This window comes from Tissierella simiarum, assembly GCF_018917865.1.
Lineage (GTDB): Bacteria > Bacillota > Clostridia > Tissierellales > Tissierellaceae > Tissierella_C > Tissierella_C simiarum.
Window position 1 is genome coordinate 255,228 of the sequence record NZ_JAHLPM010000002.1, and the last position, 13,421, is coordinate 268,648.

The window sequence follows — 13,421 nt, forward strand, 5'->3', positions numbered from 1 at the left end:
ATATCATTATATGTCTAAGGGGGGCAATGTTTTACTAATCTTTATAAAATCTTCTACAGATAAGTTTTCTGCTCTTTCTTCTAATTTAATATTTAGTTGTTCCAAGGTTTCCTTTATACACTCTTTATCTATATTAAAACCATAAGTAGATAAAGAATTTATAATAGTCTTTCTCCTTTTAGAAAATGCAGCTTTAACCACTTTAAAAAATTGATCCCTATCTACATCAGGCAGGTTTTCCTTTAAAGTAAGCTTGATAACTGCAGAATCAATCTTAGGCTGGGGCATAAAAACAGTTTTAGGCACCTTTACAACTATTTTAGGATGGCTGTAAAAGTTTACAAATACAGAAAGAGATCCGTATTGTTTACTGCCTGGATTAGCTACCATTCTTTCTGCTACTTCTTTCTGAACCATGACTATTATAGATTCTAAATTTAAATCCTCTTCTAATAATTTAGCTATTATTGGTGTAGTAACATAGTAAGGTAGATTAGCTACTACTTTTACAGGGCCACCATCTAATTTTTCATCAATTAATTTCTGTATATCTATTTTTAAAATATCACCATGAATGATTTCTATATTGTCACAAGATTCTAAAGTTTCATCTAAAATAGGAAGTAGTGTTTTATCCAACTCTACGGCTACCACTTTTTTAGCTCTCAAGCTTAACTCCTCTGTTAAAGTTCCCATACCGGGACCAATTTCTAAGACATAATCTTCTTTAGTAATTTCTCCCTCAATGCCAATCTTTCTTACTATATTACCGTCTATAAGGAAGTTTTGTCCTAAACTTTTGGAGAATTCAAATCCATATCTATTTAAAATTTCTCTCACATACTTGGGAGAATAGAGTCTCTTATCTTCCATTAATTTCTTCCATCCTCTCTACTGCCTTAATAAATTCTTCTTTTGTTATTCCAAAGTTGTTTAATCTATTTAAAAACTGTTTAGCATTAGCATAACCTATTCCGAGTATTTCTCCTACCTTATCTCTTTTTTCTCTAGAATCTTTACCTCCAGCTAACCCTAAAGAAATCAAATCCTCTTTTGTAAATTCTTCTTTTCTTTCTACTTTATTTGGTCTTGCTTTCCTTATGGCTTCCCTTATATCTTCTCTAGTGGCATTTTCTACTCCAATATCGCCTTTCTTTAAGGCTTTCCCTTGGGGAAGAAAAGCATGTTTACAATTTTTTATATGTTTTGATAAATCTTTTCTAATTTTCTCTCCTGCATAGTCTGGGTCTGTAAGGATAATTATTCCACGTCTATCTGCCAAAGTTTTCAAGGTTTCTATTAATTCTTTTTTATATCCAAAACCGCCAGTGGCCATAACTTCAGCTTCCACTGCAGCTTTAACTGCAGTTATATCATCTTTTCCTTCTACTACTATTATTTCCTTTATCAAAAGAATCTCTCCTTACTTTAGATGGAAGGGAGAGTAGTTCTCTCCCTTATATATCTAGATTACCTTATTTTAAATAAATTCTTTGTATTTCTACTTGTAGCAATAGCTATATCTTCAAAAGATACTCCCTTTACTTCAGCTATAGTTCCAGCTACATGTTTAACAAATATAGGTTCATTTCTTTTTCCTCTATATGGCTCTGGAGTTAAATAAGGTGAATCCGTTTCTATAAGCAATTTATCCAAAGGAACTGCCTCTGCTACTTCCCTAAGCACTCTGGCATTTTTAAATGTAACGGGTCCTGCAATAGAAATATAAAATCCTAATTTTATATATTCTAAAGCCATTTCAGTACTTCCAGAATAGCAGTGTAAGACCCCCCTTAGACTTCCATCTTGAGCTTCACTTAAGATATCAAAAGTATCCTTAGCCGCATCACGAGAATGGATTATTACAGGTAAGTCTACTTCCTTCGCTAGTTTTAACTGTTCCACAAACCACTTTCGCTGAATATCCCTTGGAGAATTATCATAATAATAGTCTAAGCCAATTTCTCCTATGGCTACTACCTTATCTCTTTTAGAAAAAGATCTAAACACTTCTATAGTAGATTCATCCATTTCCTTAGCTGAATGAGGATGAACTCCTATAGCAGCATATATGTTTTCATATTCGTCTGCTAAAGAGACGGCTTTTATACTACTCTGTAAATCTGCTCCTGGATTTACTACCAACTCTATTCCATTATCTTTTAAAGATTTTATTAATCTATCTCTATCTCTATCGAACCTATCATCATCTAAGTGAGCATGACTATCTATTAACAAATTTATTCCTCCTTTTAAGAGATGGATGCTCCTGATTCTATCTCTTCTAAAGTAGATACAAGAGTTAGTTTACCTTCACTATCTTCGGCAGCTAATATCATGCCTTTTGATTCTATTCCTCTTAATTTAACAGGTTTTAAGTTAGATACTACTACTACCTTTTTACCAATTAAATCTTCTGGTGAATAAAATTCCTTTATACCAGATACTACTTGTCGAGTTTCTTCTCCTAATTTTAGCTGTAATACTAAAAGTTTATCTGCCTTCGGATGATTTTCACAAGCAACAACTTCGGCTACCTTTAATTGTACTTTTGCAAAATCATCTATGGTAATAAATTCTTCTATTTTTTCCACATTTTCAACCTTCTTTTCTTCGTTTTTGCCCTTATTCTTAGCTCTTTCTTCTATAAGCTTTTGATTAGCTTCATTAAGCCTTATTAATTCCTTTTCAACTTCTAATCTAGGGAATATTCCTTGACCTCTTTGAACTTTAGTTTCTGCTTTAATTTTACCCCAAACTTTAGTATCTTCCCAAACAATATTTTCTTTTAACCCTAGTTGAGTCCATATTTCTCTTGATGTTTTTTCCATAAATGGTTTAATCAAAATAGCCGTAATTCTTAAGCTTTCTGTTAAATTATATAAAACTGTATCTAATCTTTCCTTATCTTCTTTGATTAAAATCCAAGGCGTTGTTTCATCTATATATTTATTTGTTCTTCTAATTAGCTTCCATATTTCTTCTAAAGCTTGACTATAGTTTAGTTTATCCATATGTTGTTCCACTTTATTAGCTACATTTATACCTATTTCCTTTAAAGATTCATCGAATTCTCCTTCTTTAATAGGTGCAGGAATTAATCCTTCATTATATTTTTCAACCATGGTTACTGTTCTACTAACTAAATTTCCTAAGTCGTTGGCTAAGTCGGAGTTCAATCTTTGTAAAAACTTCTCTCTTGAGAAGGAACCATCTTGACCAAAAGAAAACTCTCTTAATAAAAAATATTTAAAGGCATCTATTCCATATAGTTGAATAATTGGCTCTGGATAAATTACATTCCCCTTAGATTTTGACATCTTATCATCTTCAAATAATATCCATCCATGACCAAATATTTTACTCGGTAATTCTATATCCAATGCCATAAGCAGTGCTGGCCAGATTATAGTGTGGAACCTTACTATCTCTTTTCCTACTAGATGAACATTAGCTGGCCAAAATTCTTTATATTTTTCTTCATTTTCTGTACCATAACCTAAAGCTGTTATATAACAAGATAAAGCATCTATCCAAACATATACTACATGCTTAGGATCAAAAGGAACTTTAATTCCCCAATTAAAACTGGTCCTTGAAACACATAAATCTTCTAATCCTTCTTTTAAGAAATTGTTGATCATTTCATTTTTTCTAGATTCAGGTTGGATAAATTCAGGGTTTTTTTCATAAAGCTCTATTAACTTATCTCTATATTTAGATAATTTAAAGAAATACGCTTCTTCCCCAGCCCAGTGAACTTCTCTTCCACAATCAGGACATTTTCCGTCTTTTAATTGACTTTCAGCCCAAAAAGCTTCACACGGAGTACAATAATGTCCTTCATATTTAGACTTATATATATCCCCTTGATTATATAATTTTTCAAATATTTGTTGTACTGCTTTTTCATGATGAGGATCTGTAGTTCTTATAAATTCATCATAGTCTATTTCTAGCATCTTCCATAACTCTTTTATATCCTTTACTATAGCATCTACATAAGCTTTTGGTTCTACATTGTTTTCTTTTGCTTTTTGCTGAATCTTCTGTCCGTGTTCATCAGAACCTGTTACAAAGTATACATCATAACCTAACATTTTCTTAAATTTTTTTAGTACATCTGCTGCTACAGTTGTATAAGTATGCCCTATATGAAGGTTGTCACTTGGATAATAGATTGGTGTCGTTAAATAAAATTTTTTCATCCTAAATACCTCCTATTTTCTGATATAAAAAAACCCTCATCTCGTATAGAGACGAAGGTATAAGTTCGTGTTACCACTCTAATTCATCTAAATCTTACGACTTAGATCTTACTAGGTTAATTAACCATACAATATAACGGTTGTTACCGTTACAGCCTAAATTATTTCAGCTGTAAAGTTTAGGGTCCATATTCAGAATAAGCTTAAACACTGGCTTTCACCTATCCCAGTTCTCTCTAGAATAAGATTATTCTTACTCTTCCCTTCATTACCTTTACTATATATTGGGTTATTTACTTAAATAATATACAGGAAATAATTAGGTTTGTCAACTCTAAACAATTGTATCCATATTTTATGTTCTACATATACTATTATTAAAAGATGTTTTTAAGGAGCTGATTTTTAATGTATGAGACTAATGATTGCTATAATAGACCAGCAGTACCACCACTATATCCTATGGAACTAAATTGTCCTAATAGACCTCACCCAGTAAGACCTATTATGCCTCCAGGGATGGAGCCGATACACTATGATCATCCAATGCACATGTGTCCTATGATGAATCCTATGATAAGAAAATGTGTTGAAATGTGCATGTTGCAATGTGGGAGACACATGAATCCTATACCAATGTCTGAAGTAGATTACGAAAGTATATATTCTGTAGATATAAATGAATTAAATCCACATATACCTGCTGAATAGCTAAACCTTTTATATTAACTATATATTAAAAGACTATTCATAAACAATATTAGATAAATCTATATTTTCCTAAATATATTATAAAAAGGCTTCTATCTAAGAATATTAAATTAGAGAAGCCTTTTTTAAAATTTATTTAAGTTAGACTTATACTGAAGAAACCTATACTTCTCTTCATATTATAAAATTTGTCTTCTTGACGAAGGCATTTTTTTATGATTTTAATATATTTATAACAATAAGGGAATATATTGGTAAGTATGGGGCAAAATAAGGTTGTACGACAATGTATATTCTGTGGTTTGAGGGAATTAATCTGAATATTTCGAACATATATGATAAAATTTGACAAAATTTAACTTTTTGAATAAAATACTATACAGTCAAAATTATAGGAGGGAAAATTATGGAAAATCATCCGGTCAATAAGACTAATCAATTTAAAGTCTTGACTGTCCTCGCTATAGCTGCAAGTTTATCTTTAGGAGTATATATGTACCAAGGAAAGGAAATTTCTTTGTCTATGGATGGTGAAATTAAAAATGTAATTTCCTATGCAGAAACAGTGAATGACCTTTTAAAGAAGGAAAAAATCCACCTAAAGAAAGGTGCATATATTAATGTTAGTTTAGACAGCAAGTTAGAAGACAAAATGAACATAATTATAAAGAATCCAAAACCTTATACTTTATCCCTAGAAGGTTCATTATTTGATGTTAAATCTGTTCACGATACTGTTGGAGAAGTATTGAAAGATCTGGGTATAGTATTAGGAGAAAAGGACTATACTTATCCAAAGCTGGATGGCAAATTAACTCCTAACTCTAATATTGAGGTTTTTAGAATTAGACAACAAGTGGAAGAGGTAGAAGCAGCTATTCCTTTTAAAAATATTGTCACCACTAATAACAAATTGGATGTAGGAGCAGTTAATATAGTTCAAGAAGGTAAAGATGGATTAAAAAAATCTCAAATAAAAAAAGAGTATGTTAATGGTGTACTTACCTCAACTACAGTTATTAAAGAAGAAATTATCTCAGAACCCGTTGATAAAATTGTAGAAAAAGGTTCTAAAAGTTTCTTTGTTTCTTCTAGGGGTAAAACTAATTACAAAAAATCTATTATAATGACAGCTACTGCCTATGACCTTTCCTATGAAAGTACAGGCAAAAATCCAGGAGATAAATACTATGGTCTTACTGCCTCTGGTACAAAGGCTAGACCTGGTGTAGTCGCTGTTGACCCTAGAATTATACCATTAGGCACTAAACTATATGTTCAAAGCCTTGATGGTTCTAAAGATTATGGTTTTGCTATAGCAGAAGACACTGGTGGAGCTATTAAGAACAATAAAATTGATTTATTCTTTAACTCTGCTAATGAAGTTAATAGATTTGGAAGAAGAAAAGTAAAAGTCTATATAATTGAAGATTAGATTCCCTTTTAGGGAACCTAATCTTCTTTTGGTTTAATACAACACTCCACATATAAAAATGGTTATAAATATAGAAATTAAATAAGAAAGAAGAGCAGCCTTTAATGTATGTCTATAATCTTCTATACCTATAGATCCAAAATAAACTGCTGTAGTATAAAATATGGTTTCCGATGACCCCATCATTATAGAAGCAAGAACTCCAACAAATGAATCTGGACCGTAAAAACTCATTATATCTTTAACGGCTCCTAAGGCTCCGCTACCAGAAATTGGCCTTAAGATAACTAAGGGTATTACTTCCTTTGGAACACCTACAAAATTAGTTATAGGGCTTAACAGATTGATAAAAAGATCTAATGCCTTTGATCCTCTGAATATTCCTATAGCTATAAATATGGCTATTAAATAGGGCATAATCTTTATAGAGGATTTAATGCCTTCTTGAGCTCCTTCAATAAAAGCTTCATATATATCTACTCCTTTAATATATCCATGAAGAAGAATTCCCCCAACCATAAAGGGAACTATTGCTATTGATATTATCTCTAACATCTACTCCGACTGCCTCCTTCCATTAGCTTTCCAATTATTACAGCTACTAAGGTAGATAAAAAGGTAGCTAATATTGTTGGTCCAATTATTACTGACGGGTTAACTGAACCATAATCATGTCTAATTTTTAATATGGTTAAAGGTACTAGTTGAAGAGATGACATATTGATTATTAAAAACATAATCATAGCATTTGAAGCCTTTTTTTTATTGGAATTTAAATAATCTAATTCCTTCATAGCCTTCAATCCAAAAGCAGTAGCTCCATTTCCTACTCCAAACATATTGGCTATAAAATTCATTAAAATCCATCTTTCTGCAGGATGATTCTTAGGTATTTCTGGAAATAAAATTCTAATTATTGGACGAAATAGTTTAGCTATAGATTTTATTAAACCAGATTTTTCTGCTATGTTCATAATACCTAGCCAAAAAGCCATAATACCTATTAGACTTATGGCAAAAGTTACACCCTCTCCTGCTTCGCTTATTATTATATTGTTTATTTCATTTAAATTTCCCGTAAGTGCGCCATAGATTATCCCAATAAATATCATTAAAAACCATATAGTGTTTAACATGAATAAAACCCCTTTCATTTTAGTTTATGAAAGGAGTATAATATTTATGAAGGAGGGCTGATAATGGAATTTTTTTTAGACACAGCAAATATTAATAGTATTAAAAAAGGAATAGAATATTACCCTATTTCAGGAGTAACTACCAACCCTACAATTATCAGTAGAGAAAAGACTAATTTTATAGAGTTACTTAAAAATATTAAATCGATTCTTGGTAATAATAAATCCCTACATGTTCAAGCTCTAGGAACCAATGCTAAAAATATAATAGAGGAAGCATTTTATATAAATGAGCTTTTAGGAGATAATGTTTATATAAAAATACCTGTAATCCCTGAAGGTATAAAGGCTATGAAGTCTTTAAGTGAAAAGAACATAAAGATTACAGCTACTGCTGTATTCACTCCACAGCAGGGTTTAATAGCTGCAAAATCAGGAGCTACTTATGTTGCACCTTATGTAAACAGAATAGATAATATTTCTGGTAATGGAATTAATGTCATCAATGAAATGTATAAATTATTTGAAGCAGAAAAAACCCAGGCAAAGATTTTAGCTGCTAGTTTTAAAAATGTAGAGCAAATTCATAAGGCTAGCCTAGCTGGTGCTCATAGTGCAACTATACCTTTGGAATTAATGGAATACTTAATTTTTCATCCTTTAACAGATGTTAGTGTAGAAAATTTTATAAAAGATTGGGAAGATCTTTATGGTAAAGATAAAACTTTACTTCCTTAAAACTTCTTATAATTTAAGAAGCAGTTAATGAAAACTATCCATTAACTGCTTCCCTAATTTTATACTTCCTTATATCTATATCCAAAAATGGTTTCTTCTTTTCTAATATGGCCTTTGTCCACCATCTGCATAAGTCTATCTTCTAAATTATCTATGGTATAAGTTACTCTAGATTCCTTTTCTATTTCTGTTATAACATGAAGTAAATCTGTATCATTAATCGGTAACTTATCTTTTATAAGGTTTAAGAACTTTTCATCATCTTCTTTGCCCTTATTTTTCAATTCATCAAAAGGATTTTCTGTATGAGGACTACAGGTTATAGCTGCTCTTATTCTAGCAAAGATGGTCCTTCCCATGGAAGCAGAAGAAATAAATACATCTCCAGTTCTTAAGTAAGGAAGTCTTCTAGATTCTTCTTCTGTTAAATCTGTTTCTTCTTTTATAGTTTGAATATCAGATGCCCTTACAGTTCTAAAAATAAACTTAGTATTAAGCTGAGCTGTTATGGTCTCATCAAGTAAAGTAGGTCTTTGAGTAGCTAATATTAAAAATACACCATATTTTCTACCTTCTTGCGATATTTCCTTTATTATAGATTTAGAAGGTGAATCGTATCCTTTTGGAGCAAAGTTGTGAGCCTCATCTGTAACTATAATAAATGGTGGAAAATAATCAGCAGCAGTCTTTTTATATAGAGCATCTTTATAATCTCTTCTCTTATGATATAGATTATTTAAAAGATAGGTACTAAAAACTTGAAGAATCCTAGTACTACCTTGAATTACCATGAGTTTTCCTCGTTGGAGTCCTTCCTCAATTTCTCTTATATCTTTACTAAAAACGCCTTCATTATCTAGTCTTTTTAACCTCCACATAATTCCCTTTACAGAATTATATGGACAAGTTTTATCGTAAGTTAAATAAAGTTCCTTTCTTTTTAACCAAGCTTCTCTTTCATCATTAGAAGCCGCTTCTGTAATTCTAATAGTTATTCTATCTAAAGAACCCTCTTCTTGGGCTTCTGTTAACATCTGAAGCTTGTTATGAAAACTTATAAAGGAATCTCTTCTTTTAAATAAAACATCTACTACATTGCTCATAGCATCCGTTAAAGGACTAGCTGCATCTAATAAGTTTTTTAAATCCTGAGCAGATAAATCTTCAAACTTGACTCCTACATGAAATCCTACTTGAAGACATTTAAACTTTTCCTTAAAGGCTCCATCCATTCCACTAGGCATATAATCTCCAACTTGGCTAAAATCCATTTCAAAGTGAGGATCCAATACAATAGTGGGAATATTTAATTTCATCAACTCTTCTAAGACTACCCTAAGCCCAAAAGATTTTCCCGAACCAGATCCTCCAAAAACTCCTATATGGGGATAATGGTGCATAGACTTAATATCTAATATATAGGGTATCTCTCGTTGAGGTATTAGTCCTGATTCTTCAAAGGTATATAATAAATTCTTATATTCACTCCCCATATCTGCTGCTATAGAGTCTGTATTCTTTATAATTCCAAGAACCAATCCCTCTTCTTTAGATGACTTTATCATTAGGTCCTTTACTTCATAGAACTCAGGTAATCTAACATCTGACCCCGTTTGAACAGGATATAATGCTTCATTTAAAAGTCTTACTTTAGATATGTATATTGTATCCTCATCTACATTGTATCCTAATGCCTTTAAAGATTCTAATACAGATCCGTCTACAAAATCCCCATAAATATTTAGCGGAATATACCTATTAAAGGTTTTTGCTTCCACTACTTCTCCCATTAAATCTCCTTGATAGGGATCCTCTATGATTATAAATTCATTTATTCTAAAATTCCTTTCTTTAGAACCTACAAAAACTTCTTGTTGCGTAGTAATACCAACAACCTTCATATTAATCCCTCCTATAAAGTTCTTTTATCTCTTTCCGATAAGAAAAACCGTTCATAAACATCCCTATTCATATATCGTTCCATTAATCCTCTCATCATAGCATCAGATATTTTGACTTCTTTATCTACCATATCCAACCAAAGAGGCACTCCTCTACTATTTTCCGGAGTTAAAGTAAAAATTAATTTTGCCATTTCTTCTATATGATCTCTTTGGCTATCTAAAATGTCCATTCCTATAACAGAAGGTGCTAAAGAGCTACGCATAAATATGGAAGAATATCCTATTTTGGCTTTCTTTGTAGCATCGTCTTTTATCGCTATTATTTCACCATAGTTAAGAAGTCCAAATAATAACTCTCTGTCATAAAAACATTCTTTTACAAAAGCATCTTCTTCTCTAAGCTTGTCTCCAATAATAGAAGTTTTAATATCTTTTATTACTCCAACTAACAAAATTCCTCTTTTTTCACATTCTTGTCTTAGTTCCATCCATTTTTCATAGGAATAAATATTATATCTAATAAATCCTCCATCCATTAGCACTGCATAAGGCTTAAATTTTTTTATTCCTTCTAAAGCTACCTCTACTTCTATAGTGGACAATCTTTTATTTTTCTCAGTTTCCTCTATTCTTCCATCTTCTTCAAGTATATCTTCCTTTGTTTCTGAATATAGAGGAGTATATATATCGGTCTTAAATATAGGGTCATCTTTATACAAAGTTGATTTAGCTAAACCTTGGTATACTTCCACAAAATGTGGATAAGCTCCTCCCATTCTATTATTGGAACCATCCACACCTACTATACCTCCTTTTTGTGAATAGTATAAAAGCTGATCCTTACTTAATTTAGAAATAGGAATTATTGGCCCTACATTTTTTTCGATAAAATTTCTTAAATCACAACTTTCTAAAGATAATACCCCTCTATATTTATCAACTAACATATTATTTAAACGGCTTATTTTTTCCTTTAAATCATTGTTTATACTATACATGGAAAAACTCCTTTCAATAGTAGATGTTATATTAAAATATCTTATCATTAATTTATTTTAATATTAAAATAAATTGTATTGACTGTATTTGGAATTTATGGTATTCTTTAATTTGTAGAAAAAAGTCGATAAAATTTAAATGGGAGGAATTTTTTATGAAATCAACTGGTATAGTAAGAAAAGTAGACGAATTGGGTAGAGTAGTTATCCCAATAGAACTAAGAAGAAGCTTAGACATAGAAGTTAAGGATGCTTTAGAAATTTTTGTCGATGGAGAACATATTATCCTTAAGAAATATGCTCCAGCATGTATTTTCTGTGGACAAGCTAAAGATGTAGAAGTATATAAAGGTAAAAACATTTGTCCTGCTTGTAGAGAAGAATTAAAGAAGTAAGTATACATATCCGTCTATAAAAAGACGAGCTTTTATTATGTATCTATTGGAACAAAGGCTTCTACGGAAGCCTTTGTTATATTTTTAGACTTTCCTTATATACTCTATTTTTTGGTAGATTTCTTTCTTCTGCTACCTTTTTTATAGCATCCTTTTTTGTTAAGCCTTCTTCTATATATTTTCTAATATGATCTTCTATAGTAATATCTAAAATAGGCTCTTCTTCTATTTTACCGCCTTCTATAATCAATACAAATTCTCCCTTTACTCCTTGAGATTCAAATCTTTCTATAGCCTCTAGTATTGTTCCTCTAAAAGTTTCTTCATAAACCTTAGTCAATTCCCTTGATATAGATACTTTTCGATTTCCTAAAACATCTAAAATAGACTTTAAAAGATCTAAAAGTCTATGTGGAGATTCATATAATATAAAAGTTCTCTCTTCTTTTTTTAATTTTTCTAGCTCTCTAATCCTATCTCTCTTTTTCGAAGGTAAAAAGCCTTCAAATACAAATTTTCCTGTAGGTAAACCTGAAAGAATTAATGCTGTCACTGAAGCTGTAGGTCCAGGAAGAGCAATTACCCTTATATCTTCTTCTATAGCTAAAGCTATAAGCTCTTCTCCTGGGTCTGAAATTCCAGGCATTCCTGCATCTGATACAAGCGCTATAGTTTCCCCCATATTCAATTTCTCAATTAGTTCTACTCCTTTTTCCCTTTTATTATGTTCATGATAGCTCGTCAAAGGTTTTTTAATATTATAATGATTTAATAGTTTTATTGTATGTCTAGTGTCCTCTGCAGCTATTATATCTACTTCCTCTAATACCTTTAAAGTCCTAAGAGTAATATCTTCTAAATTCCCAATGGGAGTAGGACATATATATAAAGCACCTTTTTCCATACTATTTCTCCTTATCCATTCCATAAATCCTAAGTATTTCTTCTGTATAAGATCCATCTTCATTATATACTATTAAAGGATCTTTAAATTTTAAATCAGGCTTTCCTCCTTTGCTACATTCTATCAATAATAAATTAGGTTTTTTATAAGCCTTCGGCTGGACAAATTGCATATATTTTGGCTCCAAATTATATTTTCTTGCAGTCCAAACAATATCTACTAATCTATCTGGTCTATGAACTAAGTATAGTTTGCCTCCAGGCTTTAATAAGTACTCAGAAACCTTCATTATATCCTCTAAAGTACAAGTTATTTCATGGCGAGATATAGCAAAGTTTTCTCCAGAATTCACTAAAGCACTTCCAGCTTTCATATACGGTGGATTTGATGTCACTACATCAAAGGTGCTCTTTCTAAATTCATTAGGAAGGCCTTTTAAATCCATGTTGAGTATTCGAATTTTCTCTGAAAGTTTATTTAGTTCTAGACTTCTAATAGCCATATTTGCTACTTCTTTTTGAATCTCTATACCATAAATCTTTTCTACCTTATATTTTGAATAAAGTCTTAAAGGAATAATTCCAGTTCCTGTGCCTAAATCAATTACCTGTCCTTTTACTTTAGCAAAATTAGATAAAAATATGGCATCGGTACCATAGGAAAACCTATCTTTATTTTGTATTATCTTCAAATTACTGCCTGGAACAATATCTATTCTTTCTCCACATTTTAAATTTATCTCCATAGATTTCTCCTCAGATTTATTATCTATTATATCAAAAAAGACCCTTATTATAGGGTCTATTTTTGTTTAATTATTAGTCTTGTTGAGGTGCATTTACTGGACAAACATTCGCACAAGCACCACATTCAATACATTTATCTGGGTCGATTACATAAATATCTCCTGCACTTATAGCATCAACTGGACATTCTGGTTGACATGCTCCGCATGCAATACATGCATCAGTAATTTTATATGACAACTGTTT

General features: G+C 31.1%; 15 protein-coding genes and 1 other annotated feature. Of the genes, 4 read left to right on the forward strand and 11 right to left on the reverse strand.

What is annotated here, in order from left to right:
* Positions 1-6: 6 nt before the first annotated feature.
* The 4 genes from rsmA to metG are packed head-to-tail and all read right to left on the reverse strand — an operon-like array spanning position 7 to position 4,208.
* On the reverse strand, positions 7-873 hold the full coding sequence (rsmA, locus tag KQI42_RS03410) for a 16S rRNA (adenine(1518)-N(6)/adenine(1519)-N(6))-dimethyltransferase RsmA (protein WP_216516753.1): 867 nt from the start codon (positions 871-873) through the stop codon (positions 7-9).
* Complete coding sequence (gene rnmV, locus KQI42_RS03415) at positions 863-1,411, reverse strand: ribonuclease M5 (protein WP_216516755.1); 549 nt, start codon at positions 1,409-1,411, stop codon at positions 863-865. The genes rsmA and rnmV overlap by 11 nt, the downstream gene beginning before the upstream one ends.
* A gap of 59 nt (positions 1,412-1,470) precedes the next feature.
* Positions 1,471-2,238: a TatD family hydrolase gene (locus KQI42_RS03420; RefSeq protein ID WP_216516756.1), complete on the reverse strand. Its 768-nt coding sequence runs from the start codon at positions 2,236-2,238 to the stop codon at positions 1,471-1,473.
* Positions 2,239-2,252: 14 nt separating this feature from the next.
* Positions 2,253-4,208, reverse strand: a complete 1,956-nt coding sequence (gene metG, locus KQI42_RS03425; protein WP_216516758.1) for a methionine--tRNA ligase — start codon at positions 4,206-4,208, stop codon at positions 2,253-2,255.
* A 44-nt stretch (positions 4,209-4,252) separates the two neighbouring features.
* Positions 4,253-4,486: a binding site (T-box leader), on the reverse strand.
* A gap of 130 nt (positions 4,487-4,616) precedes the next feature.
* On the opposite strand from metG, the gene KQI42_RS03430 reads away from it, so the two are divergent.
* On the forward strand, positions 4,617-4,919 hold the full coding sequence (locus KQI42_RS03430) for a hypothetical protein (protein WP_216516760.1): 303 nt from the start codon (positions 4,617-4,619) through the stop codon (positions 4,917-4,919).
* Positions 4,920-5,325: 406 nt separating this feature from the next.
* Positions 5,326-6,354 carry a resuscitation-promoting factor gene (locus KQI42_RS21225; RefSeq protein ID WP_216516762.1) on the forward strand — a complete coding sequence of 343 codons (1,029 nt, stop codon included), beginning with the start codon at positions 5,326-5,328 and terminating at the stop codon, positions 6,352-6,354.
* Positions 6,355-6,387: 33 nt separating this feature from the next.
* On the opposite strand, the gene KQI42_RS03440 is transcribed toward KQI42_RS21225, so the two are convergent.
* Entirely contained in the window at positions 6,388-6,909 is a 522-nt protein-coding gene (locus tag KQI42_RS03440) for a spore maturation protein (RefSeq protein ID WP_216516763.1), read from the reverse strand.
* A complete protein-coding gene (locus KQI42_RS03445; protein WP_216516765.1) occupies positions 6,903-7,490 on the reverse strand; it encodes a nucleoside recognition domain-containing protein in 588 nt (195 codons plus the stop codon). The genes KQI42_RS03440 and KQI42_RS03445 overlap by 7 nt, the downstream gene beginning before the upstream one ends.
* A gap of 63 nt (positions 7,491-7,553) precedes the next feature.
* Here KQI42_RS03445 and KQI42_RS03450 point away from each other — a divergent pair, with 63 nt between their 5' ends.
* Positions 7,554-8,228 (forward strand): fructose-6-phosphate aldolase, encoded by a 675-nt coding sequence (locus KQI42_RS03450; RefSeq protein WP_216516766.1) that lies wholly within the window; start codon positions 7,554-7,556, stop codon positions 8,226-8,228.
* Positions 8,229-8,287: 59 nt separating this feature from the next.
* On the opposite strand, the gene KQI42_RS03455 is transcribed toward KQI42_RS03450, so the two are convergent.
* Positions 8,288-10,129, reverse strand: coding sequence for an ATP-binding protein (locus KQI42_RS03455; protein ID WP_216516767.1), 1,842 nt, complete (start codon positions 10,127-10,129; stop codon positions 8,288-8,290).
* An 11-nt stretch (positions 10,130-10,140) separates the two neighbouring features.
* A complete protein-coding gene (locus KQI42_RS03460; protein ID WP_216516768.1) occupies positions 10,141-11,130 on the reverse strand; it encodes a DNA double-strand break repair nuclease NurA in 990 nt (329 codons plus the stop codon).
* 155 nt (positions 11,131-11,285) lie between these two features.
* Here KQI42_RS03460 and KQI42_RS03465 point away from each other — a divergent pair, with 155 nt between their 5' ends.
* On the forward strand, positions 11,286-11,525 hold the full coding sequence (locus KQI42_RS03465) for an AbrB/MazE/SpoVT family DNA-binding domain-containing protein (protein ID WP_216516769.1): 240 nt from the start codon (positions 11,286-11,288) through the stop codon (positions 11,523-11,525).
* A gap of 76 nt (positions 11,526-11,601) precedes the next feature.
* Here KQI42_RS03465 and rsmI read toward each other — a convergent pair whose 3' ends face one another.
* The 3 genes from rsmI to KQI42_RS03480 all read right to left on the reverse strand — a co-directional run bounded on the left by rsmI (position 11,602) and on the right by KQI42_RS03480 (position 13,415).
* The gene (gene rsmI / locus KQI42_RS03470; protein WP_216516770.1) at positions 11,602-12,429 is read right to left on the reverse strand and encodes a 16S rRNA (cytidine(1402)-2'-O)-methyltransferase; all 828 of its coding nucleotides are present in this window, start codon (positions 12,427-12,429) and stop codon (positions 11,602-11,604) included.
* A 1-nt stretch (position 12,430) separates the two neighbouring features.
* Positions 12,431-13,174, reverse strand: a complete 744-nt coding sequence (locus KQI42_RS03475) for a tRNA1(Val) (adenine(37)-N6)-methyltransferase (RefSeq protein WP_216516771.1) — start codon at positions 13,172-13,174, stop codon at positions 12,431-12,433.
* 73 nt (positions 13,175-13,247) lie between these two features.
* Complete coding sequence (locus KQI42_RS03480) at positions 13,248-13,415, reverse strand: DUF362 domain-containing protein (protein ID WP_216516772.1); 168 nt, start codon at positions 13,413-13,415, stop codon at positions 13,248-13,250.
* Positions 13,416-13,421 lie beyond the last annotated feature (6 nt).

What these genes read in the sequence shown, in the direction of transcription:
- rsmA (WP_216516753.1), bottom strand. Translation starts at nt 873, where the DNA reads ATGGAAGATAAGAGACTCTATTCTCCCAAGTATGTGAGAGAAATTTTA.
- metG (WP_216516758.1), bottom strand. Translation starts at nt 4,208, where the DNA reads ATGAAAAAATTTTATTTAACGACACCAATCTATTATCCAAGTGACAAC.
- KQI42_RS03430 (WP_216516760.1), top strand. Translation starts at nt 4,617, where the DNA reads ATGTATGAGACTAATGATTGCTATAATAGACCAGCAGTACCACCACTA.
- KQI42_RS21225 (WP_216516762.1), top strand. Translation starts at nt 5,326, where the DNA reads ATGGAAAATCATCCGGTCAATAAGACTAATCAATTTAAAGTCTTGACT.
- KQI42_RS03440 (WP_216516763.1), bottom strand. Translation starts at nt 6,909, where the DNA reads ATGTTAGAGATAATATCAATAGCAATAGTTCCCTTTATGGTTGGGGGA.
- KQI42_RS03445 (WP_216516765.1), bottom strand. Translation starts at nt 7,490, where the DNA reads ATGTTAAACACTATATGGTTTTTAATGATATTTATTGGGATAATCTAT.
- KQI42_RS03450 (WP_216516766.1), top strand. Translation starts at nt 7,554, where the DNA reads ATGGAATTTTTTTTAGACACAGCAAATATTAATAGTATTAAAAAAGGA.
- KQI42_RS03455 (WP_216516767.1), bottom strand. Translation starts at nt 10,129, where the DNA reads ATGAAGGTTGTTGGTATTACTACGCAACAAGAAGTTTTTGTAGGTTCT.
- KQI42_RS03460 (WP_216516768.1), bottom strand. Translation starts at nt 11,130, where the DNA reads ATGTATAGTATAAACAATGATTTAAAGGAAAAAATAAGCCGTTTAAAT.
- KQI42_RS03465 (WP_216516769.1), top strand. Translation starts at nt 11,286, where the DNA reads ATGAAATCAACTGGTATAGTAAGAAAAGTAGACGAATTGGGTAGAGTA.
- rsmI (WP_216516770.1), bottom strand. Translation starts at nt 12,429, where the DNA reads ATGGAAAAAGGTGCTTTATATATATGTCCTACTCCCATTGGGAATTTA.
- KQI42_RS03475 (WP_216516771.1), bottom strand. Translation starts at nt 13,174, where the DNA reads ATGGAGATAAATTTAAAATGTGGAGAAAGAATAGATATTGTTCCAGGC.